This is a genomic window from Duganella sp. GW821-FHT07F09, from assembly GCF_059418705.1.
This window is the reverse complement of record NZ_JBWKQJ010000024.1, coordinates 20,064-46,836: the sequence shown is the minus strand read 5'-3', so window position 1 is coordinate 46,836 and position 26,773 is coordinate 20,064. Positions and strand designations below refer to the sequence as shown.

At 68.0% G+C, this 26,773-nt stretch carries 20 protein-coding genes; 8 read left to right on the top strand and 12 right to left on the bottom strand.

What is annotated here, in order from left to right:
• Positions 1-142 precede the first annotated feature (142 nt).
• Together AC07P1_RS32725 and AC07P1_RS32720 are read right to left on the bottom strand one after the other, a co-directional pair.
• On the bottom strand, positions 143-337 hold the full coding sequence (locus AC07P1_RS32725) for a type II toxin-antitoxin system antitoxin (RefSeq protein ID WP_494699771.1): 195 nt from the start codon (positions 335-337) through the stop codon (positions 143-145).
• A 12-nt stretch (positions 338-349) separates the two neighbouring features.
• A complete protein-coding gene (locus AC07P1_RS32720; RefSeq protein ID WP_494699770.1) occupies positions 350-1,246 on the bottom strand; it encodes an SPFH domain-containing protein in 897 nt (298 codons plus the stop codon).
• Between the two features lie 175 nt (positions 1,247-1,421).
• Between AC07P1_RS32720 and AC07P1_RS32715 the strand changes: the two genes are divergently transcribed.
• Together AC07P1_RS32715 and AC07P1_RS32710 are read left to right on the top strand one after the other, a co-directional pair.
• On the top strand, positions 1,422-2,969 hold the full coding sequence (locus AC07P1_RS32715) for an alpha-L-fucosidase (RefSeq protein WP_494699769.1): 1,548 nt from the start codon (positions 1,422-1,424) through the stop codon (positions 2,967-2,969).
• 318 nt (positions 2,970-3,287) lie between these two features.
• Positions 3,288-4,166 (top strand): ZIP family metal transporter, encoded by an 879-nt coding sequence (locus AC07P1_RS32710; protein ID WP_494699768.1) that lies wholly within the window; start codon positions 3,288-3,290, stop codon positions 4,164-4,166.
• A gap of 20 nt (positions 4,167-4,186) precedes the next feature.
• On the opposite strand, the gene AC07P1_RS32705 is transcribed toward AC07P1_RS32710, so the two are convergent.
• From AC07P1_RS32705 to AC07P1_RS32695, 3 genes are read right to left on the bottom strand one after another with little or no spacing between them, the layout of a single operon-like run.
• Positions 4,187-6,475 carry a Mur ligase family protein gene (locus AC07P1_RS32705; protein ID WP_494699767.1) on the bottom strand — a complete coding sequence of 763 codons (2,289 nt, stop codon included), beginning with the start codon at positions 6,473-6,475 and terminating at the stop codon, positions 4,187-4,189.
• Between the two features lie 7 nt (positions 6,476-6,482).
• The gene (locus tag AC07P1_RS32700) at positions 6,483-7,448 is read right to left on the bottom strand and encodes a class I SAM-dependent methyltransferase (protein ID WP_494699766.1); all 966 of its coding nucleotides are present in this window, start codon (positions 7,446-7,448) and stop codon (positions 6,483-6,485) included.
• A complete protein-coding gene (locus AC07P1_RS32695; protein WP_494699765.1) occupies positions 7,445-7,744 on the bottom strand; it encodes a hypothetical protein in 300 nt (99 codons plus the stop codon). Before AC07P1_RS32695 ends, AC07P1_RS32700 begins: the two co-directional genes overlap by 4 nt.
• 301 nt (positions 7,745-8,045) lie before the next feature.
• Between AC07P1_RS32695 and AC07P1_RS32690 the strand changes: the two genes are divergently transcribed.
• Positions 8,046-10,127, top strand: coding sequence for an EAL domain-containing protein (locus AC07P1_RS32690; RefSeq protein WP_494699764.1), 2,082 nt, complete (start codon positions 8,046-8,048; stop codon positions 10,125-10,127).
• A gap of 140 nt (positions 10,128-10,267) precedes the next feature.
• On the opposite strand, the gene AC07P1_RS32685 is transcribed toward AC07P1_RS32690, so the two are convergent.
• The 3 genes from AC07P1_RS32685 to AC07P1_RS32675 form a co-directional block, all read right to left on the bottom strand.
• Positions 10,268-12,439, bottom strand: a complete 2,172-nt coding sequence (locus tag AC07P1_RS32685) for a hybrid sensor histidine kinase/response regulator (RefSeq protein ID WP_494699763.1) — start codon at positions 12,437-12,439, stop codon at positions 10,268-10,270.
• A 142-nt stretch (positions 12,440-12,581) separates the two neighbouring features.
• Complete coding sequence (locus AC07P1_RS32680) at positions 12,582-13,601, bottom strand: glycoside hydrolase family 53 protein (protein WP_494699762.1); 1,020 nt, start codon at positions 13,599-13,601, stop codon at positions 12,582-12,584.
• On the bottom strand, positions 13,601-14,536 hold the full coding sequence (locus tag AC07P1_RS32675) for a Gfo/Idh/MocA family protein (protein ID WP_494699761.1): 936 nt from the start codon (positions 14,534-14,536) through the stop codon (positions 13,601-13,603). Before AC07P1_RS32675 ends, AC07P1_RS32680 begins: the two co-directional genes overlap by 1 nt.
• Before the next feature lie 315 nt (positions 14,537-14,851).
• Here AC07P1_RS32675 and AC07P1_RS32670 point away from each other — a divergent pair, with 315 nt between their 5' ends.
• The 3 genes from AC07P1_RS32670 (at position 14,852) to AC07P1_RS32660 (ending at position 17,505) form a co-directional block, all read left to right on the top strand.
• The gene (locus tag AC07P1_RS32670) at positions 14,852-15,349 is read left to right on the top strand and encodes an FxDxF family PEP-CTERM protein (RefSeq protein ID WP_315212506.1); all 498 of its coding nucleotides are present in this window, start codon (positions 14,852-14,854) and stop codon (positions 15,347-15,349) included.
• A 185-nt stretch (positions 15,350-15,534) separates the two neighbouring features.
• Positions 15,535-16,041, top strand: coding sequence for a hypothetical protein (locus AC07P1_RS32665; RefSeq protein ID WP_494699760.1), 507 nt, complete (start codon positions 15,535-15,537; stop codon positions 16,039-16,041).
• 222 nt (positions 16,042-16,263) lie between these two features.
• A complete protein-coding gene (locus AC07P1_RS32660; RefSeq protein ID WP_494699759.1) occupies positions 16,264-17,505 on the top strand; it encodes a sugar MFS transporter in 1,242 nt (413 codons plus the stop codon).
• Positions 17,506-17,594: 89 nt separating this feature from the next.
• Here the strand turns inward: AC07P1_RS32660 and AC07P1_RS32655 are convergent, their stop codons facing one another.
• Together AC07P1_RS32655 and AC07P1_RS32650 are read right to left on the bottom strand one after the other, a co-directional pair.
• Complete coding sequence (locus tag AC07P1_RS32655) at positions 17,595-18,077, bottom strand: lytic transglycosylase domain-containing protein (protein ID WP_494699758.1); 483 nt, start codon at positions 18,075-18,077, stop codon at positions 17,595-17,597.
• Positions 18,077-21,514: a hypothetical protein gene (locus tag AC07P1_RS32650; protein WP_494699757.1), complete on the bottom strand. Its 3,438-nt coding sequence runs from the start codon at positions 21,512-21,514 to the stop codon at positions 18,077-18,079. The genes AC07P1_RS32655 and AC07P1_RS32650 overlap by 1 nt, the downstream gene beginning before the upstream one ends.
• Here AC07P1_RS32650 and AC07P1_RS32645 point away from each other — a divergent pair.
• Positions 21,501-22,070 carry a hypothetical protein gene (locus AC07P1_RS32645; protein WP_494699756.1) on the top strand — a complete coding sequence of 190 codons (570 nt, stop codon included), beginning with the start codon at positions 21,501-21,503 and terminating at the stop codon, positions 22,068-22,070. The genes AC07P1_RS32650 and AC07P1_RS32645 overlap by 14 nt on opposite strands.
• A 261-nt stretch (positions 22,071-22,331) precedes the next feature.
• Here the strand turns inward: AC07P1_RS32645 and sctC are convergent, their stop codons facing one another.
• Both sctC and AC07P1_RS32635 read right to left on the bottom strand, forming a co-directional pair.
• Positions 22,332-24,215, bottom strand: a complete 1,884-nt coding sequence (gene sctC, locus AC07P1_RS32640; protein WP_494699755.1) for a type III secretion system outer membrane ring subunit SctC — start codon at positions 24,213-24,215, stop codon at positions 22,332-22,334.
• A 25-nt stretch (positions 24,216-24,240) separates the two neighbouring features.
• Positions 24,241-25,692: a helix-turn-helix transcriptional regulator gene (locus AC07P1_RS32635; RefSeq protein WP_494699754.1), complete on the bottom strand. Its 1,452-nt coding sequence runs from the start codon at positions 25,690-25,692 to the stop codon at positions 24,241-24,243.
• A gap of 273 nt (positions 25,693-25,965) precedes the next feature.
• Between AC07P1_RS32635 and AC07P1_RS32630 the strand changes: the two genes are divergently transcribed.
• Positions 25,966-26,649, top strand: coding sequence for a response regulator (locus tag AC07P1_RS32630; RefSeq protein ID WP_494699753.1), 684 nt, complete (start codon positions 25,966-25,968; stop codon positions 26,647-26,649).
• Positions 26,650-26,773: the final 124 nt, after the last annotated feature.

Sequence of the window (26,773 nt, the reverse complement as noted above, 5' to 3'; positions counted from 1 at the left end):
CCGCATCTACATCTTCATTATCCAATGGAGATGCGGTACGCTCAATATACGAGGTCCGACATTCGGACAAACTGAGACGAAAACGGAACTTTTCAGCGTGTCCAAAGTTCCGAAATGTCCGAATGTCGGACCTGACCCCGATTTATTCTTGCTCCGGTTCGCCGGGTTTGCCGCTGTCGTCCTTGATCTTGACGCCGCGCCGGGCCAGCCCCTCCCGCAGCAAAAATTCGATTTCCGCGTTCACGCTGCGCAGGTCGCGCGCGGCGAGGCGTTGCAGCTCCTCCCATAGCGCGGGATCGATGCGCAGCGGATATGCTTTTTTACCTGGACTCGCCATGCTTTTCGGCCGCTAGTTGTAGAGGGTGCCCGTGTTGATGATCGGCTGGGTTTCCTTGTCCGAGCACAGCACCACAAGCAAATTGCTGACCATCGCCGCCTTGCGCTCGTCGTCCAACTCGACGATGCCGCGCTCCGACAATCCCTTCAGCGCCGATTCGACCATGCTGACGGCGCCGTGCACGATCTTGGAGCGGGCGCTGATGATCGCCTCGGCCTGCTGGCGGCGCAGCATGACCTGGGCGATCTCGGGAGCGTACGCCAGATGGGTGAGCTTGGCGTCGACCACCTGCACGCCGGCCTCCTCGAACCGCGCTTGCAGCTCGCACTTGAGGGCGTCGACGACCACGTCCATGCCACCGCGCAGCGTGGTTTCGCCTTCCGGCAAATCCTCGGCCTCGTCGTATGCATATTGGGAGGCGAGGTGGCGCAGCGCCGCCTCGGCCTGGATCGCGACGTAACGCTCGAAATCGTCCACTTCGAACACCGCCTGGGCGGTGTCGCGCACGCGCCAGACGATGGCAGCGCTGATCTCGACCGGGTTGCCGCGCTTGTCGTTGACCTTGAGCGTGGGCGCGTTGAAATTGCGCGCGCGCAGCGACAGGCGCCGCTTGACGTACAACGGAAACGCCCAGCGCAGCCCTTCGCTGCGGTCGGTGCCGATGTACTTGCCGAACAAGGTGAGGATCGCGCTTTCGTTCGGTTGCAGCATGAACAGGCCCGTCAGGAAAAACACTGCGGCCAGCAACAGCGCTATCGCGCCGAACAACGACGAAAAACCGCCATTCTCCCCGATTGCCGTTTTAAACATCCACGCGGCGCCCAACAGTAAAACAATGCCGGCGCAGGCCGCCAGGTAGCCATTCGTCGATGAGAACGCCGTTTCGCGGCGAGTGTTTGCACCATTCATGCTCGATTGCTCCTCAGGTAAATGACATCAAAGTGATATCACTTTAGGATCACCTTAGATTATTGTCAAGCAATTTCGGCAACGCATGCGTGGTTCCCACAATATCGATTGTTTTCCATATATAATAAACACACAACAACCACCCGCTCCGCGCGGGACTCATCAAGGAGATACCATGCCCACGTGGGGAAACACGCAGCGCGCCGCAACCTTCTCATCCGTCCTCGCCCTCGCGGCCGCAGCCGCGCCCGCCCCGGCCATGGCCGCCGAGCCGCCCGTCAAGCTGGCCAGGGTCGCCGGACCTTTCCAGCCGACCGCCGCCTCGCTCAAATCCTATCAAGTTCCCGACTGGTTCCGCGACGCCAAGTTCGGCATCTGGTCGCACTGGGGACCGCAGGCGGTGCCGCGCGCGGGGGATTGGTACGCCCGCAACATGTACATATGGAATTCGCCGCAGTACAACCATCACGTCAAGAACTACGGCCACCCGTCCAAGTTCGGCTACAAGGACATCATCCCCTTGTGGAAGGCAGAGAAGTTCGACCCCGAAGGCCTGATGGCGCTGTACAAGAAGGCCGGCGCGCGCTACTTCGTCAGCATGGGCGTGCACCACGACAATTTCGATCTGTGGGACTCGCGTCACCACGAATGGAACGCCGTCAAGATGGGGCCGCGCCGCGACATCGTCGGCGACTGGCAAAAGGCGGCGCTCAAGGCCGGCTTGCGCTTCGGCGTGTCGGAGCACCTGGGGGCCAGTTACGGCTGGTTCGCCACCAGCCACGGCTACTCGCCGATGTGGCCGGAGTTCGGCGTCGATTACGACGGCGCCGATCCGCGCTACCAGTCGCTGTACCACCGGGCGCACAACCAGCCCTACCGCGGCACCAAGAGCTGGTACACCAGCGACACCCGCTGGCACCAGCAATGGTTCAACCGCATCACCGACCTGGTGAGCCGCTATCAGCCGGACCTGCTGTACTCGGACGGCGGCCTGCCGTTCGGCCGCGTGGGGCGCACCCTGGTGTCGAACTTCTACAACGCCAGCATCGCCGCGCACGGCGGCAAGCTGCAAGCGGTCTACAACCACAAGGACATCGGCACCGGCGAGTTCATTCCCGAGGCCGGAGTGCAGGACATCGAACGCGGCGTGGCCGAAGGCATCAAGCCGCTGCCGTGGCAGACCGACACCTCCATCGGCGACTGGTTCTACAGCGAAGGCTACAAGTACAAGACGACCCCGGAAGTGGTGCACATGCTGGCCGACATCGTCAGCAAGAACGGCAACCTGCTGCTCAACGTGGTGCAGTACCCCGACGGCAGCCTGCCGCCGGAGGCGCTGACCTTCCTGTCGGAGATGAGCGAATGGATGGGCGTGAACGACGAGGCCATCTACGGCACCCGTCCGTGGAAGGTCTTCGGTGAAGGTCCGACCAAGGCGGCCTCCGGCCACTTCCAGGAGAACACCGCCTACACGCCGGAGGACATCCGCTTCACCACCAAGGGCGACGCGCTGTATGCGATCACCCTCGGCGTGCCCGGCCGCACGGTGCGCATCCAGTCGCTGGGACGCAAGGCGGGGCTGGAAGCCCGGCCGGTCAAGGCGATCGCCTTGCTGGGCAGCGCCGAAGCGCTGAGCTGGGAACAGCGCGACGACGCCTTGACGGTCACGCTGCCGTCCTCGGTGCCGAGCAAGATGGCGTCGAGCCTGCGCATTTCGTTCTGAACCGTCATTCGCCAATGGCGCCAACGATTTACTACGACGAAAGGAATGGGCCGGCGTGCCTCGACCGACGGTGCATGGCGCTTTCGGCCGGAACCACTCGACGATTCATCGGCCCCGTCGACGGCTCAAGCCGGGATGGGCCGGATGGCCGCGCGGCGGCGGCGGCCGCCAGCGTCCGCCGAGCTGAATCGGGGTGGCCGGGGACGGGCTAAACAAAGCCGTGCGAGAGCCGTCTTACACCTGCGGGCGTTGCGCACCGACAGACGCGGCGTTGCCGCCGCCGTAAGATGGCCGCACTTAACAGGAGAAACCAAGCCCATGCTCAGATCCGGCCCCCGGCCCACCTGGCGCCACGCCATGGGCGCCTTCATCGGCGTCCTCGGCCTGCTGCTGCTGACACGCGACCTGGCGCTGACGATCGCGTCGCTACCCATGCCGGCGCAACAGGCGCTGACCGCCGGTCTATGGGCCGCCGCCGCCACGGCGGTGGGCACCCTGCCCGTGCTGCTGGCGCAGAACTTTTCGCAGCGCAGCTATGACGCCGCCCTGGGCCTGGGCGGCGGCATTATGCTGGCGGCCACGTCGTTCTCGCTGGTTTTGCCGGCGATTAACGCCAGCAAGAACGCCGGCGCCAGCTCGGCCGTTGCCAGCATGACGGTCGGCGGCGGCATCCTGATCGGCATGCTGCTGGTGATGCTGCTGGGTTACCTGGTGCGTTCCGAGCAGGTGCTGGGCGACCGCGCCGACACCACCGCCATGACCCGCGCCTGGCTGTTCGTCGGCGCGGTGGCGATACACAATTTGCCCGAGGGCCTGGCGATCGGCGTCGGCTACGGCGGCGTCGACGCCGCCAAGGCGCACACGCTGGCGATGGGCATCGCCATTCAGGACATCCCGGAAGGACTGGTGGTGGCCATCGCCCTGCGCTCGGTCGGCTACGGCCGGGTGTTTTCCGCGGTGCTGGGCGCGATGTCCGGCGTGGTCGAACCGCTGGGCGCGGTCGGCGGCGCGCTGCTGATCGAGGCCAGCGCCCGCTTCCTGCCCTGGGGCCTGGCCGGCGCGGCCGGCGCCATGCTGTACGTGATCTGCCACGACGTCGTGCCCGAGGCGCACCGCCATGGCCACCGCAAGACAGCGTCCTGCGCGCTGGTGATCGGCTTCATCGTGATGATGGTGCTCGACACGGCCCTGTCCTGAGTCGGATGGCGCGGCCTCCGCTAGGAGCCGCCCAGTTGCGACTCGATCGCGGCGGCGCCCTCGGGGTCGATGGCGCGCACACCGTCGGTCAGGGTCGAGACGGCGCTGCCGCAGGCGAACACCAGCACATCACCATGGCGGCATTGGCGGTAAGCCGCGCGCAGCGCCTCGGCCGCGCCGCCAAACGTTTGCATGGTCGCCGGCCCGGCGGCGGCGCGCACGCCCTCGCCGATGACGGCCGCCGCCTCGCCCGGCGGCCGGCCACGGGCCTGCGACTCGTAGACGAACAGCACGTCGAAAGCGGCGGCGCAGGTTTCGCCGATGCGGCGCAGGTCGGCGTCGCGCCGGTCCCCCGGCGACGTCACCACGCCCAACACGCGCGCCCCCGGCGTGCGTCCCGCCATGCCGCGCGCCAGGTCGCCCAGCGCGGCGTACGCGGCCGGATTGTGCGCGTAATCGAGCACGATATGGAAGTCGCGCACCGCGAAGATATTCGAGCGCAAGGGATTGGTCGCCGCGTCGGAGACGAAACTGGCCAGCGCCGCGGCGATGTGCGCGGCGCCAAACCCGGTCGCGTGCAACGCTGCCGTCGCCGCCAGGCTGTTGGCGATGTTATAGCGGGCCATGCCGCCGACGGTGGCGGGAATGGTGGCCGCGCCGATGACCGGCTGAACGGCGCGGCCGGCGCCGTCGGCCAGCACGATCGTCTCGTCCTGCAGCCACACGCCGCTGCCGCCGCCGGCCAGATGCGCGAGCAAAGTGGCGTTGGCCGGATCCATGGAAAAGAAAATTATCCCGGCATCCGGCGCCAGGCGCGCCCGCGCGTCCACGCAGTGCGGGTCGTCGGCGTTGAGCACGGCCGTTCGCGCGCCCGCGATCACCGTCGACTTGACCCGCGCGAGATCCTCGACGGTCTCCACGCCGTCCAGGCCCAGGTGGTCGTCCGAGACGTTGAGCATGACGCCCACGGCGCAGGCGTCGAACGCCAGGCCGCGCTTGAGCAGGCCGCCGCGCGCGGCCTCGAGCACGGCGAAGTCGACTTCGGGAGAACCGAGGACGGTGCGGTGCGACCAGTAACCGGTGCAATCGCCCTGGCCGACCATGCGCTGGCCGATGAAGATCCCTTGCGTGGTGGTGTGGCCGGTGCGCAGCCCCGCCAGCCGCACGGCGTGCGCGATCATCAGGGTGGTGGTGGTCTTGCCGTTGGTGCCGGTGACCGCGATCACCGGGATGCGGCCCTGGCCCGGCTGCGCCAGCATCCGGCGCGCCCGCGTGGCGGCGTCGGCGACATCGGCCGGCGCGCCGGCGCCATCGATGGCGGTCACCAGCGGTCCTGATTCGCTTTCGACGACGCCCACCCGCGCCTCGGCCAGCCCCAGCTTGGCGGCGGCGCCGAGGCACAGATGGCGCACCTGCGCCGACGCGTGCAGGGCGCCGTCCGCGCCGACCGGCACGATGGCGAGCGGGCCGTCTTCAAAGCTGTCGATGACGACATCGCCGCCGGCCGCGTGCACCAGCGCGAACGCCGCCGTCAGCTCCGCTTCGCTGGTGCAGCGCCATTGCCGGTCGTCGCCGGTCGCAAGGCGGCGCTTGACCACCGCCTGCCAGTCGTAACGGCGGCCGACGCGCAACGCGTCCTCCAGCCGGTTGACGGTGGTGCCGGCCGGGACATCGATATTCGCCTCGACCATCAACGCCCGTGCGAGCAGGCGGTCGCGCACGATGGTGTTGGTCAGCAGCGGCGTATCGGCCACCGGCGCGTCGACGAAGCGCCACTGCCGGCTTCCCCACCCGAACTGCACCAGATCGGCGTGCTCGCTGGCGCGCAGCACGGGAATGCCCAGCGCCCGCGCCTGGCCGACCAGTTCGCCGATGCGCGGCGGCAACGCCAAGGCCCTCGACAACGCGCGCAGCGCCGCGTGGGCTCCGGCGGCGTCGTAGTCTTCGCCGCGCATGGCGGCGCCGACGATATCGGTCGCCATCGCCAGCGCCCGCTGCGCCACGTGCTCCAATGCGTACTCGATGACGACACGGCGCTGTGCCGAGCCGGGCGCCAGCGCTTCCGCATGGGCGAAATCGAGCGCGTGGCCACAGCAGCGCTGCAACTGCAACGCGGCCTGCGCCACCAGAACGCCGACGTCCGTGCTCGCGGCCGAAGGCAAAGGCGACGCCACTTGCCGCGCCACGGCGCTGGCGACGTCCGCCAGCGGCACCTCGGTGGCATCGAACGAAATGGTGGCGGCAATGCACGGAAAGCGGCTATACAGATTGGCGCCACGCAGCAAACGCTGCCGTAATACCTTCATCATCATACCTTCACCGGGCAGCGGCTTTTCTGGCCAGCAGCATGACGGCGGCGATGCGGTCGACGCCGGCATAGGCCGGGGTATCGAGTTCCTCGCCAAACACATCGGGATCGATTTCCTCGTACTTCCACGACATCCGCGCCGCTTCGAGCATGCTGCCGGCCTGTCGCAGGAACGGGTCCTCGCCATTGTCGATCGCCACGCCGGTGTACAGCAGCAAGGTACCGCCGGGCGCGAGCCGCGCGATCGCCGCCTCGACGATGCGCAGCGACAAACCGGCCCCCAGCTCGCCGCCGCCGTGGCGGTAGGCGCGCTGGTCGGGGTCGAGCAGATACGGCGGATTGGAGATGATCACGTCGAACTCGCCCTCCAGGCCCGACAGCATGTCGCTGTGCACGCAGGCGACATTGCCGACGCCGGCCAGCCGGCAATTGACGTCGGCCAGCGCCAGCGCCCGGTCGTTGATATCGACGGCGTAGACTTGCGCCTCCGGGAAGCGCTGGGCCAGCATGATCGCGCCCGGCCCCGCGCCGCAGCCGATGTCGGCCGCGCGCCGCACGCCGGCGCCGGGACTGGCGGACAGTTGGTCCAGCACCTGGCCGGCCGCCCGCACGAAACGGTAGGTGTCCGGGCCCAGAAACACCGAGTCGGCGTCGCCGGTCGGATAGGCCGAATGGAAGTACAGCCGCTGGCCGATGGTCGAGGCGCGCACCGTGCTGCGCAGAGTGCCCGCTTGTTCCCGCAGCACGCCGGCTTTCCGCATCTGCCCGAGAATCGCCGCGTCGATCTGGTCGGCGCTAAACGGCTTGTTCCAGCCGAACACGTCGCGCAGGCTGGGCGCGCCCTGCGGCGCCGCGCGGCTCAATACACGGCCGTGGGTGGCGGGCGTGACGGTGGTGAACCGGTAGCCCTGGCGCTGCAGCAGCGCGGCCAGCGCCACCAGCTCGTCACCGGCGGGGGTCGCAGGCGCCGTCATTCGGCACCGGCGGCGCTGCCGGTCTGGGCGCCGGCGCGGCCCTGGGCCGACGACAGGCGGAATTTACTGCGGCGGTCACCCATCAGGTCCTGCAGCGCGCGTACGCTAAGGCCGGTCGCCTCGTGGATGCGCACCAGCAGCGCGCCGCTGACCGGCATGCGGTGATGACGGATTTTGCTGATCACGGGGGCCTGGATATCCAGCAAGCGCGACAGTGCTGCGTCATTGCGCAGCTGCATTTTTGCCAGGATGGTGTCGAGCATCGCGTTTGGATCGTAGGGTTTGGGTTGAGACATGAAAGCTCCTTGCTAGAAATGCCTTATTATTAACATTTTACCGGGCAAAACGAGCCTTGTTCAATCGCGCGCGGCGGTAATTAACAACGTATGTGTGTGCCATCACACGATACAGGCATTTTCGTTACCGCTTTTTGCTGCGGGTGGCCCGGATCACCGTTTTTGCTTGCGCTCCCGCTCCGTCCGCGGCCGGGGTTTGCGCCGTTTATCATTGTTCGTTTGCGTTTTATCAATCCCCCCCCTCGCTGGCGGGCCAACATCGATTCGTATCAACGCACTTATTTTTACGCGCGGGGCGGACATGGACGAGCACGAATTGCGATCCCGCATGGCGGTCGAGGCGGCAGGCATGGCGATCTGGGACGCCACCGTCGTCAATGGAGACGTTATGGATGGGACCATCCACTGGTCGGCGCCCGGCGCCGCCATGGTGGGCCTGCCGGCGCGGGAAACCGACCAGCCATTCCCGCAGTTCCTGGCGCTGGTGCACGCGGACGATCGCGACTCGGTGCTGCGCACCATGCAGGAGGCCGTCGACGCGGCGGGCCAATACCACATCGGCTATTGCGTGCGCCCGGCCGACGGCGCCGTGCGCTGGCTGCGCGCCGAGGCCAAGGTGCTGTGCGACGCGCTGGGCCGGCCGGACCGTACGCTGGGACTGATCCGCGACATTTCCGAGGTGGTCGAAAAAGAACGCGTCGCCGACCAGCGCGAACGCGTGTCCGAGGCCACGCTCGACTGCATCGGCGACGGCGTCATCACCACCGACGCGCACGGCGCGACGCGCTACATGAACCGCGCGGCCGAGCGGCTGACCGGGTGGACGCGCGAGCGGGCCGCCGGACGCGACATCGTCGAGGTGCTGCCGCTGGTCGACGAGGCCGGCGGCCGCCCGCTCGACCACACCGTCTACAAATGCCTGCTCAAGCGCGAAGCGGTCGGGCCGCCGGCGCGCGCCATGCTCGTCACGCGCGACGGGCGCCGCATCGCCATCGAGGACACGGCCGCGCCGATCCGGCTGGCGGACGGCGAAATGCTGGGGGCGGTGGCGGTGTTCCGCGACGTCACCCACCAGCGCGCGCCGTCGAGCCAGTTTTCCTGGCACGCGAACCACGACGTGCTCACGGGCCTGTGCAACCGGCGCGAGTTCGAGCGGCACATCGCCAACGCGCTGCACGTGTCGAAGCAGGACGACCACACGCACGCGCTGCTGTATATCGACCTCGACCGCTTCAAGCTGGTCAACGACACCGCCGGCCCCGCCGCCGGCGACGCGCTGCTGCAGATCCTGGCCAACCTGCTGCGGCAAAAGATGCGCGAAAGCGACGTGCTGGCGCGCCTGGGCGGCGACGGGCTGGGCGTGCTGCTGGGCCATTGCCGGCTCGACCAGGCGCGCCTGATCGCCGAGGAGATCCGCCGGCTGGTCAAGGACTTCCGCTTCGTCTGGGACGAGCACAGCTTCGGGACCGGCGCCAGCATCGGCATGGTCGAGATCAGCGCCGACAGCAAGTCCGTCAGCGACGTGCTGATCGCCGCCGACGAGGCCTGCCACATGGCCAAGGACCAGGGGCGCAACCGCATCCACGTCTATTCGGAGGGCGACGCCACGCCGGCGCGGCGCCACGGCGAGATGATGTGGGTGCCGCGCCTGAACGACGCCATCCAGCGCGACGGCTTCGAACTGCACGCGATGCCGATCGTGGCGTTGCAGGGCAACCGCCGCGGCCACGAGGAGATCCTGCTGCGGTTGAAGGCCGACGGCGGCGAGGTGATCCGGCCGGACCGCTTCATCCCCGCCGCCGAGCGCTACCACATGATGCCGACGCTGGACCGCTGGGTCATCCGCGCCGTGTGCCGCCACCTCGCCGGCCAGGCGCCGGCCGGGGCGCCGGAGCGTGGCGCGGCGCCGCCTATGCTCTCGGTCAACTTGTCGGGGCCGTCGATGAACGACGACACGCTGCACCTGTTCATCATCGACCAGTTCGTCGACAACGGGGTCGACCCGGCGCGGATCTGTTTCGAGATCACCGAGACGGCGGCGATCCGCAACCTGCCGAAGGCGCAGGACCTGATGTCGCGGCTCAAGCTGCTGGGCTGCCGGTTTTCGCTGGACGATTTCCGCAGCGGCCTGTCGTCGTTCGGCTATCTGAAATCGCTGCCGGTCGATTTCCTCAAGATCGACGGCTCCTTCATCCGCGGCATCGCGCAAAATCCGGTGCACCGGGCGATGGTCGAGGCGATCCACAAGGTGGGCCGGGTGATCGGCATCCAAACGATCGCCGAGTTCGTCGAGGACACGGTGACCCTGGACGTGGTCAACAACATCGGCATCGACTACGCGCAGGGCTACGCGGTCGGCCGCGAGCGCGCCCTGCACGGCTGAGCCGGGGGCCGCCACGGCGCTATCGCCCCACAAGCATCCAACACCGCCAATCGATGGCCACACGACCTGATGTCACTACGGAGACACGTAGGGCGGATTAGCGCAGCGTAATCCGCCATGCACGCGCCGCCGGCGGCCGATCACCCGGCCAGGCCGGCCGCCCGCCCCAGCTCCTCGGCGCTGGCCGGCTTGGTCAGGTGCAGGTCGAACCCGGCTTCGGCGGCCCGCTCGATATCCTCCTTCTGCCCATACCCGGTCAGCGCCACCAGCCGCAGCGGCGCCTGGCCCTGCGCGCGCCGCAGCGCCGCCGCCAGCGCGTAGCCATCCATGTCCGGCAGGCCGATGTCGAGGATCGCCACCGCCGGCGCGTACTGGCGGAACTGCGCCAGCGCCGCCTCCGCGCTGTGCAGCACGCGCACCTCGTGCCCCAGTTGTTCGAGCAGCGCCGCGCCGGACGTGGCGGCGTCGACGTTGTCGTCCACCAGCAGCACGCGCACCCCGGCGCTGGCGCCGCGCGGCGCGTCCGGCGGCGCGTCCGCCGCCGCCCCGCTCAGCGGCAGCAACACCTCGAAGCGGCTGCCCCGGCCGGGACCGTCGCTGTCGGCCGTCACGGTGCCGCCGTGCAGCTCGACGAGCTTGCGCACGATCGCCAGTCCCAGTCCCAAGCCGCCGGTGCGGCGCTCCAGCGTCTGCGGCGCCTGCATGAACGGCTCGAACACCCGCGCCAGCAGTTCGCGGCCCATGCCGATGCCGTTGTCGCTGACCACCAGGCGCGCCCGGGCGCCGTCGGCCGCCAGCGACACGCGCGTGTCGTCGCTGCCGAAACGGACCGCGTTCGACAGCAGGTTGTTGAGCACCTGGGTCAGGCGGCTGTCGTCGCCGCGCACCCACAGCGCCGGCGGTGCCGACAACATCACCGGTTGCGGCGAAGCCGCCACCGCGTGCCGCACCACGTCGGCGAAATTGACTTGCCTGGCGTCGATGCGCAACTTGCCCGAGGTGATGCGCGAGACGTCGAGCAAGTCGTCGACCAGGCGCCGCAGGTGGTTGGTCTGGCGCCGCATCACGGCGCGCTCGCGCCGCGCGCCCGGCTCGTCGCGCATGTCCATCAAGTCGAGCGAGGTGACGATGGGGCTGAGCGGGTTGCGCAATTCGTGGCCCAGCACCGCGAGGAACTCGTCCTTGGCCCGGCCCGCCTCGCGCGCGCGCGTCAGCGCCTCCTCCTGGTTTTCCATCGCCCGCTGCAGCGAATCGAGCAGCAGGGCCCGCTCCCGCTCCTGCGCGGCGCGCTGGCGCTCGGCCTCCTCCAGCGCCGCGCCGATCAGCTGGAACTCGGCGATGCGCGACGGCACCACGGTGACCGGGGCGCCGGTGCCCAGCGCCGCCGCGCCCGTTTGCAGTCCCTTGATCGTGGTGACGATGCGCGCCGACAGCAGCGAGGCGATGCCGATGCACACGGCCAGCGAGGCCAGCATGCCGGCGCCGTAGACCGCCAGGCGCTGGTAGGCGGCGGTGCGCAACTGCGCGGCCGGCTGCCCCACCACCACCGTCCAGCCGTAATGCGACAGCGTGGTGTAGGCCGAGACCACCGTCTCGCCCTCGAGCGTGTCGGCGGTGCCGACGTTTTCCGACTTGGCGCTGCCGATCAATTGCCGTAGCGACGCGCTGGGCGTGCCGGCCACCGTGCCGTCCTGGTTGCGCGACCGCGCCACGATCTTGCCGGCGGCGTCGATGATGGAAATGACCGAGCCCTGCGGCATGCTCTGGCGCTGGATCATCTGCACGATGCGGTCGGGACGGATCACGGCGGTGAGCGTGTAGAGCTCGCCGTCGTCGTCGATCACCGGGATGCGCACCGGAAACGCGGCGCGGCCCCGCGTACCGCGCAGGATATGGCCCACCACCGGCTGGCGCGTGGCCAGCACGCGCTTCAGGCTTTCGGTATCGACCACCCTGGGCGGCGCGGCGTCGCGCCCGGCCATGGTATTGAACAGCACTTTGCCCTTGTCGTCCGTCAGGATCAGGGCCTGCCATTCGGCCTGGGCCTCCGCCAGCCGGAACGCCACGTCATAGAAGCCGTCGACGTCGCCGGCCATCAGCGCCGGCGCGCGCGCGGCGCTGGCGAGCATGGCGACCGAGGCGTCGAGTTCGGCGTCGGCCGCGCTCGACAACGCGCGCGCCAGGTCGAGCATCGATCTTTCCTGTTCCCGCAGTTGGTACTGGCTGGCCGCGTGGATGCTCCACACGCCCAGCAAGGCCATGGGCAGCAATCCGATCGCGGTCAGGATGATAAGCAGGTGCCGAAGCGACAAGGTTCGCCTGGTGAGAAAAGACATAGAAAGCGTGATGGATGATCGAACTTGTCAATCTACATCAAAGCAAACTAAACAGGGGGGCGCGGCGCGTAAAAAAACCACATGGTGGATTACCGCCACGTAATCCACCAAAAACCCCCTACTCCAGGAACGCGTCCATGATCGCGGTCGGCTTGCCGCTGTGGTCGAAGGCCCCCATCGGATAGCCTTTCCAATCGTAAGCCTGCGGTTCCCAATAGAACGCGCCGACGCCCTTGCCGTTGTCGACCTGGCGCACCTTGGCGATCAGGTCGGCGATGATGGCCTTGCCCTCGGGATGGTTCCACGGCGCGCCCACCTCGGCCAACATCACCGGCTTGCCGTAGCGGGCGGCCAGGTCGTTCATATTGTGCAGGCAGGCCGCCGTCGCCGCCCGCCAGTCCACGCCCTTGACGGTGGTCGGATAGGCGGACGCGCCGATCACGTCGAACTTGCCGCCGTGGGCCAGCAAGCCGTCGAAGTTCCAGCGGAACTGGCGGTTGTCGTGGCAGTTGTCCACATGGACAATCACCTGCGCGTCGGGGAACACTTGCTTCGTAGCATAGTAGCCGCTGGCCACGAAGCGCGCGTAGTGGTTCATGTGGACGCCGGCGGCGCCTTCCGGCCACAGCATGCCATGCGTGGTTTCGTTGCCGACTTGCACCCATTCCGGCGTGATGCCGGCCGCGCGCAGCGCCTCCAGCGTGTTGCGGGTATGCTCGCCGACGGCCTTGGCCAACTGCTCGACGCTGTAGCCCTTCCACGCGGCGGGCTTGAATTGCTTGCCCGGATCGGCCCAGTTGTCGCTGTAGTGGAAGTCGATCATCAGCCGCATGCCGGCGGCCTTGGCGCGCCGCGCCTTGGCCAGCACATCGGCCAGACCGTTGTAGCCTTCGGCGGGATCGACCCACACGCGCAGGCGCACCGCGTCCATGCCCTGTTCCTTGAGCGTGACGAACACATCCTGGCGCTTGCCGTCGCGGTTGAGGAAGGGACGGCCGGCCGCCTCCATTTCGGTGATCCAGCTGATATCGGCGCCTTTGGCGAAGCCGCCGTCGGCCGCCTGGACGCCATTATGCTGCAGTGCGGCCAGCACTATGCCGGCCGCCAGCGCCGTCGCGCGTCGCGTGATGGCGGTCATCAGTCGTGGAAGGCGTCGACGACCTTGCGTTTGCCCAGCATGAAGGCGTCGGCCACGTGGCGCAGCGGCGCCACGTCGACATCCGAGCCGCCGGTCTTGACCAGTTCGGCGAAGCGGCGGTACAGCGACGGATACTCGGCCTCCTTCTCCAGCGGCTGTTCCTCGCCGGCTATCCACAGGCGCGCGCCGCCATCGCTGAGCTTGACCTCGCCCTGCGCGGTGCCGACGACGATGTCCCAGCTCTGCTTGCCGGTCTGGCGCCAGTCGAACTCGGCGTGGACGGGCACGCCGGCGGCGTTCTTGAAATGCAACTCGGCGGCGATCGGCGCGTCGCGGTTCTCCGGGAATTCCAGGGTGGCGCCGGTCAGGAACACCAGCGACGGCAGGATCTCGGTGACGATCGACAAGGCGTTGATGCCCGGATCGAACACGCCCAGGCCGCCCGCCTGCCAGATCCAGTCCTGGTTCGGATGCCAGTGGCGCACATCCTCCTTCCAGGTCACCTGCATATTAATAGGCGGGTGCGCCGCCAGGTAGGCCTTGGCCGGCTGCACCGCCGGCGCGTAGCGCGAGTGCCAGCTGGTGAACAGGGACACGCCGTTGGCGGCGGCCAGCGCCTCCAGGTCGGCCACCTCGGACAGGGTGGCGCCGGGCGGCTTCTCCAGGAACACATGCTTTCCGGCAGTCAACGCCACGTGGGCGGCGGCGTAGCGGTACTGCGGCGGCATGCACAGCGAGACCGCTTCGATCTCGGGCATGGCGGCCAGCATTTCCTCGATCGACTTGAATCCCGGTATGCCTTCGATGGTGTGGTTGCGGCTGGCCGAGGCGACCAGCGCGAAATCGGTGTTGGCGGTGATCGCCGGCACGTGCTGGTCATGGACGATCTTGCCCACGCCGACGATGGCAAGTTTGATTGGTGACGTAGCTGACATAGATAAGCATCTTTCTGAAAAGTGAATCGCGGGCTGAACTGCGTGCCGAATTACCTGCGACGCTATCCTAAAGCCTGCATGGCGGCGCAACCAATCATTTTTATCGTTGTAAATATACTCAAATGACATGACAAATTTCCCGCCGATTGCTGCGGTGCAACAAAAAATGAGGCATCCGTACAACTCATCCTTAAATAAGTGAAAGTAAGTGTAAAAACGATAAGTGTGTGATTGAAAATGCAAATCAAAAGGTGCTACTATCGGTCTCAGTTACACCCCCCTGATGAACCACCCCCACCTTCGCCGAGGATTGATATGAAATTAAAATCTGTTGTTGCAACTGCCGTGCTTGCTGCAGCGTCGTGGAACGCTTCGGCGGCCGTCTACGACCTGGGCACCCTCGATCCATCCGGTTTCGATACGTCGAGCCTGTTCTCGGCCAAGTTCGCGGCCAACACCGCGATCAACGACACCTGGAACTTTACCCTGGTGGAGCCATCGAGCACCTCGTTCGCGGCCCTGCAGACGTTCGCAGTGAGCGCTGGCCAAATCCTGGACTTCTCGGCAGTTCTGAACGGCACCAACCTGACCCAAACCTTCGGCGCCGGTTCGCAGACGCTGAGCTGGGTTGGTAGCCTGGCTGCCGGCACCTATAGCGTCAATGTTACCGGTACCTCCGCCCTGGCCAATTCCCAGTACCTCGCCACCGTGTCGGCCATCCCGACCCCGGTGCCGGAGCCAGAGACCTACGCCATGATGCTCGGCGGCCTGGCCCTGCTGGGTGCCGTTGCCCGTCGCAAGGCCAAGAAATAATCGCGCAGACCTAGCGCTTCGGTAACAAACCGGCGCGCCGGCCAGCCATCTCCCCGATGGCCGGCCGGCGCGTTTTTTTATGCTCGTGCATTCCGTTATTACCTGCCATATGCTGCATAGCGAACATAAGACCCCGCCCTATCACCTTACAATCCAGCAATAACTGCATACTGTAAGGACACCCCATGAAAAAGCTCCTGACGGCGTTCGGCGCGATCCACGCGCTGATCGCGTTCCTGTTCGCGGCCGCCGCGCTGTTTCTCATCGCCATCAGCGCGCGCATCGGCTGGGACGCCGCCGCCGGCGAGCTCGGCCTGGCCGCCGCCCAGCAGGTGATCGAGGCGATCGGCATCCTGGCCGCCGCCGTGGTGGCGCTGCAAATCGCCGAGACCATCATCGAGGAGGAAGTGGTGCGCGACGCCGACATCAGCGCGCCGACGCGCGTGCGGCGCTTCCTGTCGCGCTTTTTCGTGGTGGTGGTGGTGGCGCTGGCGATCGAGGGCCTGGTGGCGACCTTCCACGCGGTGCATGACGATCTGGCCGGCCTGGTGTACGTGGCCGCGCTGGTGGGCAGCGTCGGCGTGCTGCTGGCGGCCTGGGGGGTGTTCGTGCACCTGAACCGCTCGGCCGAGGAACTCGAGCCCGAAGCGATGGAAAAAGCCCAGTCGGAAGACCACAAAGTGCAGACCTAAGCCCTGGCCGCGGCCGGCGGTTTTTACCAGTACTACGATCTGGTGATATCTGCCATATCGAAAAAGATATAGGACATTGTTTTTTATTCATTGGCAAGATTACGGGATTGGCTCTACCATATTCCTCCCGCTTGTTGGAAAGGAAAGATTATGGCAGCGCCCATTTCATCTGCTCGCACTATGGAGACGACCTCGTCTCCCGTTGTCAGCTATCGTGCGACGATGTCGCTGCTTGCAAGTCTGTTTTTTACCTGGGGTTTCATCACGGTAATTAACAACACGCTGCTGCCGCACCTGCGCAGCGTATTTGACCTGAACTACACGCAAACCACGCTGATCGAGTCGGTCTGGTTCATCGCCTATTTCGTCGCCTCGATCCCGGCCGCGCGCCTGATCGAACGCATCGGCTACAAGAAATCCATCGTCGTCGGCCTGGCCATCATGGCCGCGGGTTCCTTGATGATGATCCCGGCGGCGCGCCTGCCGTCGTATCCGGTCACCCTGTTCGCGCTGTTCGTGATCGCCTGCGGCATCGCCCTGCTGCAAGTGGCCGCCAATCCCTACGTCGCCGTCGTCGGTTCGCCGCAGACCGCCTCGTCGCGCCTGAACCTGGTCCAGGCGTTCAACTCGCTGGGCACCACGTTCGCGCCGTTGTTCGGCGGTTACCTGATCCTGGGCCGCTCCAACTCGGGCACGCTCGAAGCCGGCCAGGTGCTGTCCCAGGCCGAGCGCCTGGCCGACGCCCAGGCGGTGCAACTGCCGTACCTGATCGTCGCCGGCGTGCTGATCGTGCTGGCCGTCATCATCGCCCGCTTCCCGCTGCCGGAAATAAAATCGTCCAGCACCAGCCGCGTGAGCAAGGAACAGCGCGGCAAGCACTCGCTGTGGCGCCACCGCAACCTGGTGTTCGGCATCCCGGCGATCTTCATCTACCTGATCGCCGAGATCGGCGTGGCCAACCTGTTCATCAACTTCGTCTCGCAGCCTGAAATCGGCAACGTCAACCACCAGACCGCGTCGACCTACCTGTTCATCCTGTGGGGCGGCATGATGGTCGGCCGCTTCGTCGGCGCCGCGCTGATGCGCACCGTCTCGGCCGAAACCGTGCTGGCCGGCGCCAGCATCGGCGCCGCCATCGTGATGCTGATCGCCACCTTCACCACCGGCCACGTCGCCATGTGGGCGCTGATCTCGGTCGGCCTGTTCCACTCGGTGATGTTCCCGACCATCTTCACGCTCGGCATCAAGGGCCTGGGCCCGATGACCGAGGAAGGCGCCGGCTTGCTGATCATGGCCATCGCCGGCGGCGCGCTGGTGGTGGTGCAGGGCTGGCTGGCCGACATCTACGGCCTGCAGATGTCCTTCCTGCTGACCGCGCTGTGCGAAGTGTATGTGCTGTTCTACGCGTTGTGGGGCTCCAAGGCCACCAACGCCTTCCCGGACCAGGAAGCCAGCCCGACCTAAGCTGGACGCGGTCGCCGCCCTCCGCGGGCGCGACCAGGATCCAAGGCCGATGCCGATGCCGACGTTACACAACGTCCGCGTCGGCCTTTTTATTTCCGCGGCACGTCACTTCGCCCAGGCCGGATCGCGTCCTCGTTACCGTCCCCGCCGTGCGCGGCGACGATGCGCCGGATCGCGTCCTTGTAGCTGTCGCGCAGCGCCGGCGTTTCCGAATGGTAGGCGCCCACCGCGTCCCAGTTGTTGCCGTACTTGAGCATCATCTTGCGCAGGTGCCAGGCCGCGACGTAGACGCTCACGCACGGCTGCATCAACTGCTCGGCGGCGATGCCCCAGCGCTTGAGCTCGGACTGGTGGATGGAGTTGATCTGCATGATGCCGTAGTCGACCGAGCCGTTGTCGTTGCGGTGCAGCGCGTCGGCCCGGCCGTGCGACTCCTGCCAGGCGATCGCCCGCAGCACCGCCGGGTTCACGTGCTGGTAGGCGGCCGCCTCGTCGAAGCAGTCGGCGCGCGCGGCCGGCGCCAGCGCGCAGCCGGCCGCCAGCGCCAGGGCCATGGCCGGCCGGCGGCCCATCAGCCGCCCTCCGCGCGCACCGGGGCGGCCGGCGGCGGCAGGTCGGCCCAGGCCCGTATCATGTTCGGCGGCGCCGCCGTCGCGTACAGCTCGCGGTCGCTGGTCATGGTGAAGTTCGAGGTGGCCACGGCGCCGAAGTTCAGGCCGGCGACATCGCTGGCCGACTGCGCCTCGAACGCCTGGATCTGCATCGGCACCCACGAGCGCTCGTCGTTCAGTTGAGCCATCATGTGGGCCGATATCTGCGCCAGGCGCGGATCGTCCGGGTTGCGGCGATGGATGGTGGTGGCCAGCGCGGCGCTCTCGTCGAGCCCCCGGCGCACGTCGGAACGTATCCGCGAACGCATCGAGTAGTGCTGGCCAGGGCCGGCCCAGTTGTCGAGCTTGGCGATGAACTTGTCCATTTCATCCTTGGCCTTGTCCGCCCCGTGCACCGCTTCGAACACTTTCTCGTACTGGGCCTGGCGGCTCGGCTCCTGCAGCATCGCTTTGAAGTGCCCGGCGTCGCGGTGCTCGACCTCGCGCAGCGTGTACGTCTCCGACAGGCGCCCGTTCTCGACGAGGGCGCGGAAGGTCACGTTCATGCCCTGGTCCACCAGGCTGAGGTTGGCCTGCTTGCCCAGCAGCGGTATGGGCGCGTTCAGCACTTCGGAGGTGGGCCGGCCGGGATCGGGCTGGATGCTCAAGCGCTGGTCGTCGGGCGTGACGATGTGCAAGGTGGGGCCCGGCTCGCCGTTGTCGACCGGGATGCTCGGACTGGTGATGGCCGCGCCGGCCGTGAGGTTGACCTGCAGGCGCGAGTTGTGGTTGTTGCGCACCATGCGGTAGGCGCCGGTGTTCTCGGTGCGCTTGTTGTTGGCGGCCGAGGCCCAGTCGGTGCTGACGGTGAGGGTGCCGCCGATGCCGATCGATTCATACGGCTTGTGCAGCGCCACCATGCCCGCGCGCACGTTGCCCGACGCCATGGACGTGTGGCGCAACGTTTCGGCCGACTGGTTGTGCCAGCCGATCGACAGGGTCGGGCTGTCGAAGAACTCGTTGGCGATCTTCTCCCACGATTGTTCCGGCACTTGGCGCTCGCCGCCTTCCGCCTTGGCCAGGCCGAAGGCGAAGTCGATGAACCGCACCATGTCGTCGCGCGCCAGCGCGCTGTTGAAAGTCATGCCGTCGGCGTTTTCCGGGCGCAGGGTGCGCACCATCACGCCACGGGTGTAGCCCTTGTCGCCGGCCAGCGGCGTGACCGTTGCCGACGCGCCCGCCTGGGCGCTGAGAATTTTGGCGAAGCCGGCGCGGATCGAGGCGCCGAAGCCGCCGCCGAGCGCGCCGGCGCCCTGCTTCTGCGTGCCGAGGAACAGTTCGCCGCCATGGTGGCTGGTGCCGAAGCTGATCTGCGCGGTGTGGCTGCGCACGCCGCGCACGTCGGCGATCGGTCCGGCCGCCCCCGTGACCACGCCGCCGGTGACCAGGCCGCTGATCTTGCCGGCCACCTTGCGCAGGCCGACCGTCAGCGGCGCGACGTTGACACCGACCGCGCCGCCGCTGCCGGCGGTGACCACGTTGCCCCACGAGGCCTCCTGGACGAAGGTGCGCACGTACTGGTGGGCGCCGTCGGCCGTCATGGCGGCCGGACGGTTGCGGGCCGGGTCGATGGTGTTTTCCGCCTGGCGCAACGCCTTGCCGAACACGGTCTCCTTGCTCAGCGTCGGCGGTTCGCCCGCCACCGCCGCGCCACCATCGGCGTGCGCGGTCGGTACGCTTTCCGGCAGCCCGCACTCGGCGCCCCACTTGCGCAGATCGGACACCCCCACGCTGTGCCCTTCCCAATGTCCCAGCTTGGCGGCGATGGCCGCGGCGGCGTCCGGCACGCCGTGATCGGCGGCGATGCGGTCGGCGATGCTTGCCAACGCGGCGGCGTCGAACTTGTTTCCCATCGGGCGCCGCGGCGTCGCCTGGTCGGCCGGGTTCTGCAGATACGCCATCAGCGCGGTACGTTCAAGCTCCCGCGGCAGCGGGGTATTCCGGTCGGCCAGTCCGGCCTGCATCGCCTGGTGCTGCGGGCTGCCGGCCTCCGGCAGCCGGGGCGCCAGTTGCTTGCCCAGTTCGTCCATCGCGGTGCCGACGTACTGGTCGAGATTGATCACGTCGTCGTCCGGGTGCATCAGGGCGGCGTTGTTGACGCCCAGCGAACGCATCGGCGACAGCGGCGACTTCTTCTTGCCGAACACCTGGTTCACGCTGGCGGCCGTCATCCTGGCGCGCGCCTTGATGAACTTGCCGTTCTTGAGCGGATGGGCGAAGTCGAAGGCCACCGAGGCGTTCTTCTCGTGCTTGGCCGCGCGCGCCACGTATTTGCCCATCTTGGCCAGCCGGCCCTGGGTCTTCGACAGCTCGGTGCCCGGTCCGCTTTCGCGGAAACCCTGCTTCCACGAGAACACCGAGGTCTTCTCGGCCGGCGTCAAGGCGGCGTACGGGCTGGCGGCGCCCGCCACCGCCGGCGCCTTGTGCATGCGCAGCTCGATAGCCAGCACCTTCTCGGCCAAGGTCGCCCGGGTGGGGGCGGCCGACACCCTGAGCGAGGCGCGTTTGCCGCTGCCGGCCAGCGCGTTGGCGATGCCGGCGTCGGCCCCTTCCTGCGCGACCTGGCCGACGGCCGTCAACAGCCGTTGCAGGCCGGCCTGGCGCTCGGGCGCCGGCGCCGGCCGCATCATCGTCATCAGCGCGTTGAAGCCGCCGGCGGTGGACGCCAGCGTCGCCGCCGTGTGCAACGCGTCCAGCGCGGCGCCGGACAAGGTGCCGGCGTCCAGATGGCGCAGCGTTTGCTCCATCGCCTCCCCCGACGTCAGCACCCCCAGCGCCGCTTCCGCCCGCACGGCGTCGCGGCCGCACGCCAAGGCCAGGTCCTCGGCCACCAGCACGTGATTGGTGTACGAAAACCGGGTCGGCGCGGCGACGTGGACCGCGTTCGAGCCACCGGCCTCGGCCGGTTCCAGCGCGGCGAACAGCGCGTTCCGCACGCGATGCGGGTTGGTCATCGCCTGCAGGGAGCCCGGACCCGGCAGCGGGAACATTGCCCCGATCTCCGCCTCCAGCGTGGCGCGGTCGGTCAGCGCCGGCATCGGCTCGGCCGGCTTGTCGGTCATCGCCGGCTTCGGCACCTCGGGGGAGATCTGCGTGACCGCGTTGCGGATGGTCTTCTGCATCTTGTGGTGGTCGCTGTTGAGCAAGCCCTTGGCGAACCCCGCGGACACCCCCGGCGGCTCCGGCGTGCCGCGCTGCGGCGCCGGCGCCTTGGCAAACACCTCGCCGGAGATCGGCAAGTGCATCCCCTTGCCGGGCGCCTGGCTCACCCGGGCGAACAGCGACGACGTCTGCGTCGATTCGAGCTTCGGCGACGGATGGGGCATATTGGAGGCGACATCGGCGATGTTGCGAAACACCGGGGGCGCCGGCGGCTCCCGGCGCGGCGATGGCGGCGGGGTGTGGTGGGGCGAGGACGGCGCCGTCCCGAACGACGACGAGGTGTCGCTGTTGAACGAATGGAAGGAATCGTGGGACCCTTCGCTGTTGAACGAGTGGAAGGAATCGTGGGACCCTTCGCTGTTGAACGAGTGGAAGGAGTCGTGGGACCCTTCGCTGTTGAACGAATGGAAGGAGTCGTGGGATTCTTCGCTGTCGAACGAGTGGAAGGAGTCGTGGGAACTCCCCCCCGATGCCTCGCTACGCCGCGACGACGTTGCCGAGCTGCTGGTTTCTGTCTTGGCGCCACCTCCGCTGCCGCTAGATTTCGGCAACTTCCCCTTCACTCTTGGGCCGCTGCCGCCGCTACTCTTCGCCCACCGCGGTACGAACCCCTTCAATGTCGACAGCACGTGGCTCCCGCCCGCGCTTGACGAAGCCCCCTTGCCGCGACGCGGCGATCCGGTCGGACTCGGCGTGCCGCTGCGCGGATCCGGCAGCACGTCTGTATCGTGGGTTTCGACGGAACGATGCTGACTACTGAAAATGCCGCCGGTTTTAGGCATGTGTATGCTCCCTGAGTTTAATGGTGATGTCCTGCGGAACCACGTGGAGCGGATCGGGCGGGACGCCGTCATCCGCCATGTATGAGCCGCCGACGGCGCCTGGCGGATTACGCTGCGCCAATCCGCCCTACGTGGTTCCATGGTCGGTCGGCGGCGCGGTTCAATCAGCTTAGCCCGCCCCGCCGACGCCGACGCTCGGCAAACGAAGCCGGCGCTCCCTTGGCGAAGCGCCTCACAGCGGCGTGACGATGCGCGGCGTCAGCAGGAACAGCCGCTGGAACTTCTGCTTCTGGTCCTGCTTGTTGCGGAACAGCCCCCCCAGCAACGGCAGGCGCGACAGCAGCGGCACGTCGGTGTTCTGTTTGCTGCTCTGCTCGACCGAGTAGCCGGCGATCAGCAGGCTCTCGCCGTTGCGGATCAGCGCCTCGGTGTCGATCTCGCTGTTGCTCACCACCGGCAACTGGCCCACCAACTGGCCCGTCAACTGGCCGTCCTCGATGTGCACGGTCAGGCGGATCTGGCCTTCGCCACCGGCGTCGGCCGTTTGCGGCACCACCATCGGCAACACCCGCAGCGAGGTGCCGGCCGACACGCTGTACAGGTCGGACGACTGGTAGCCGGCCACCGGCACGTAGAAGGTGGTCTTGTTGTCCATCACCGCCTCCACATGGTCCAGGGTCGCGACCTTGGGACTGGCCGTGATGCGCGCCTCGCTGGCCTGCTCGAGCGCGCTGACGCGGGTCATCAGGAAGCGCCCGGCGCCGCCCAGCACGGCCGTCAGCGCGGCGCCGGTCGGCGTGGCCGCCGCGACGCCGGCGGCCACGCCGTTCGGATTGGCGAAGCCGTTCGGATCGAGCGAGCCGGGGAAGGCCAGTTGCGCGGCGTTGCCGGCGCCGGTTTCAAAGTCCACATGGCTGCTGCGCAGGCGCCAGTCGACGCCCAGCTGCTCCAGGCCGTTCTCGGTGACGTCGATGATGCTGGCGCTGATCTCGAGCACCTGCGGCCGCGTGTCGAGCGCGGCGATCAGGCGCTGGTAGTCGGCCATCTTCTCCGGCAGGTCGCGGATCAGCACCGCGTTGGTGCGCGGATCGGGCTGGATGGTCGGCATGTCCTCCTCGGCCCCGCCGCCAAGCCCGCCCCGGTCGGCGCCCCCGCCGCCCGGCAACGGCGCGGCGGCGTCGGCATAAGCGCCTTGGGCGGCGCCCTGCGCCGCCCCGGGCAGCGGCGGCTTGCGCGCGGCGTTGTCGCCGTTGCCGCCCAGGCCGGGCAACGCGGTGTTCCAGAAACTGTTCGCGGCCGGCGCCGGCGCCGCCTCGTTCCTGGCCGCCACGCTGCCGACGCGGGCCACCGACGGCGACGACAGCGGCGCCATCTGCGCCATCGGCGCGTTTTTCTGGTACATGCCGCGCAGGATGTTGGCCACGCCGGTGATGGTCACTTGCTGCCCGCCCACCTTGAGCGGATGGTCGGCCGCCCACGCGTATTGCAGCGGGAACACCCGCACCGCGAGCGCCCGCTTGTGCTGGTGGTCGACGTCGATCTTGCGCGCCAGCTCGCCGATCAATTCCACGTAGCGCGGCGGCCCGGACACCAGCACGGTGTTGGTCTGGTCGTCGTAGACGATGGCGAAGCGCGGATCGGCCACGCGCAGCCGGGCGACGGCGCTGCGCAGGTCGGCGGCGCTGGCGTGCGACAGGCCGATCGAGACGCTGCGCGCCTCGTTGGCGCCGGCGATGTAGAGCACCGTGCCGTCGTAGTACCAGACGAAGCCGAACGAGGCGGCCAGGTGGTCGAGGAAGCGCTGCGGCGACTCGCTGAAGTTGCCGGTGACGTTGCCCTCGACCTGCGGCGAGATCGAGGCCATGACGTTCTGGCTGGCGGCCAGCGCGCGCAGGATTTCCTTGAGGTCCTTGTGGTCGGCGACGTACTTGATGGAGCCGGTCTGCCAGGGGATGCGCGAGGCGGCCGGGACGGCCGGGGCGGCGGCGCGCGGCGGCGCCGGACGGTCGGCGGCGCCGGCGATGGCGCGGGCCGGCGATGCGGCCAGCGCCGCGGCCAATGACGCGGCTAACAGCGCGCGGCCGGACGAACGGCGCGGCGGGGTCGAAATCTTCATGGGTTTCCTGTATGGCGGGAGGGGATCAGCGGCAGGCGCTGGCCGAAGGCGCTTCGTTGAACTGCTTGCGGTAGCCGCGTATCAGCGACGACCGGCTTTTCAAACCGAGCCGGTTGGCGGTCTTGAGGATGCCCTCGCCGCCGCCCTGCTCGGCCAACAGCTCGGCGCGCACGGCGTCGAGCCGCAGGCGCCGCAGCACCGCCGTCGGCGACATGCCCAGGCGCTCGCGGAAGGCCAGTTGCAGCGCGCGCTCGGTGACGCCGATGTGGGCGGCGATCTCGCCCGTGCTCAGGTCGTTGTTGCGGTAGTTGTCGACGATGTAGCGGTAGGCGCGGCGGTACTTGGCCGGCAGGCGCGCGCTGATGTCGTCGCTCGGCTGGCCGACCGCCTCGCGCACCACGCCGTCCAGCGCCTTGATGACCTGGGTCTCGCTGCGCAGGCACTGCAGCGCCTCGCTGGTGTAGCCGGCGTAGAAGCGCAGCGCGTCGTCGGCGTTGCCCTTGAGCATGGCGATCTTGGCCTGGCAATAGCGTTGGTCCAGGCTCCAGCGGTGGGCCCGGCTGTCGGCGCGCTGGCCGCGCTGCAAGGTCTGCTCGGCCAGGTCGAGCTGGCCGCCGGCCAGCGCCGCCAGCGCGATCTCCACGTGCACGCCGCTCGAATACGCCAGGCAGCTCCAGCGGCGCGAGCGGTCGACATGGCGCTGCAACGCCGTCATCGCGTCGCGCTCGCCGCCGGCCAGGCGCAACAGCAGGCCCAGGCAGGCGTGGCGCTGCGCCGCCAGCTCCGGCGCCGGCCGGGCGGCGTCGCACCCGGCCATCGCGTCGGTGAAGCGGCGCAGCAGCGGCCGGGGATCGGCGGCGGCCGCGCCCGGCTGCCAGAACACGTGGTCGCGCAGGCCGGCCGAGCAGCGCACGGCCAGTTGCACGGCGCAGTCGAGCGCCAGCAGGTCGACCAGCAGCGCCCAGCGGGCGTCGTCCGCGGCCGCCGCCAGCGCGCGCGCGTGGCCCAGCGCCTCGTCGCAGGCGCCCTGCTGGCCCAGCTGATGGTGGATCAGCGCCACCCCCAGCATGGCCTCGATCTTTTGCGCCGCCGACGCCGCGCCGTCCTGGGTGACGCGGGCGAAGCATTGCAGCGCCGCGCCGTAGCGGTGCAGGCTGAGCGCCTGCCAGCCGGTGTTGCGGCACGAAACCACGCGCAGCTCGTCGTGCGATGGTTGCAAGACCCGCAGCAGCTTTTGCGCGCGGCGGAAATGTTCTTCGGCGTCGACCTCGTGGCCGAGCAGCAGCGCGGCGTCGGCCATCGCCTGGCAGGCCGGCGCGGCGGCGGCGTGGCCCGCGCCCGGCCCGTCCGGGCCGGCGCTGCGCTGCGCGTGCCGCAGCGCAGCGTCGAAGTCGCCGTCGTGCATGGCGCGGGCGTACGATGGCAGCTGGTCGGCCTGCGACAGCGCGGAAACGAGTGCGAAGTAGATCTGGAACATGGGCGTCACCTCATCGGAATAGCGGCATTGGAATGTCGTTCGTCGGTCACCCGCTGCGCGGCCGGGGCGGCGCCGGGGATGCACAGATGATGACCGGGCGCGGCGCCGCTGGCGATCCCGCAGATGTCGGGGCGACAATACCCGGCGGCGTGCGGCGGACCCGACAATTGTCGGACGGCCGCCCGCCCGCACGCTTCGCTGAATCGTGCATCTTGGCAACGTTGCAAGTGGTAAGATCACGCCCAGCCGAACGGCCATTGACACGGAGGATGGATGACGGGTGCATCGGAATTGACGATATTGCTGCTGGAAGACCAGGGGCTGGTGCGGGCCGGCATGCGCGAATTGATCCGCATCGCCCAGCCCGGCGCGCGCATCGAGGAGGCCGCCGGCTACGACGAGGCGGTGGGTAAATTGCGGGAACAGCGCTTCGACCTGGCGTTCATCGACATCGACCTGAAGTCGGCCAAGAGCGGGCTCGATCTGCTGAAATATTTGCGCGAAGAGCAGCTCGAGACGCGCGCCATCATGCTGTCGGGGCGCTCGGAGCGGCCGCTGGTGCTCGAATGCATCAACGCCGGCGCCTGCGGCTACATTCCCAAGGACATCAGCAGCGACGGCGTGTTCCAGCGCGCGCTCGACACCGTGTTCCAGGGCGGGATCTTCATCCCGGTGACGGCCATGGCACGCGACGGCGTGCCGGCGCCCGTCGCGCCGCCGGTGCCCAGCATATCGGCGGCCGAGCTGGGCGTGTCGGGGCGCTGCCTGGAGGTGCTGTACCACCTGTGCCAGGGCTTGCCCAACAAAAGCATCGCCAGCAAGATGCAGGTCGAGGAAGGCACGATACGCAAGGATTACGTGCCCAAGCTGTTCCGGATTTTCCAGGTCACGCGCCGCACCGAGTTGCTGGTCGAGGTGGCGCGGCGCGGCGTGATCATTCCGCCGCTGCCGCGTTAGATCGCGCAATCACGTAGGGCGGATCGGGCGGAACGCCGTAATCGGCCATGCATGCGCCGCCGGCGGCTCGTCAACGGCCGATTACGCTGCGCTAATCCGCCCTGCGTTTTTCCGCGACAATTTC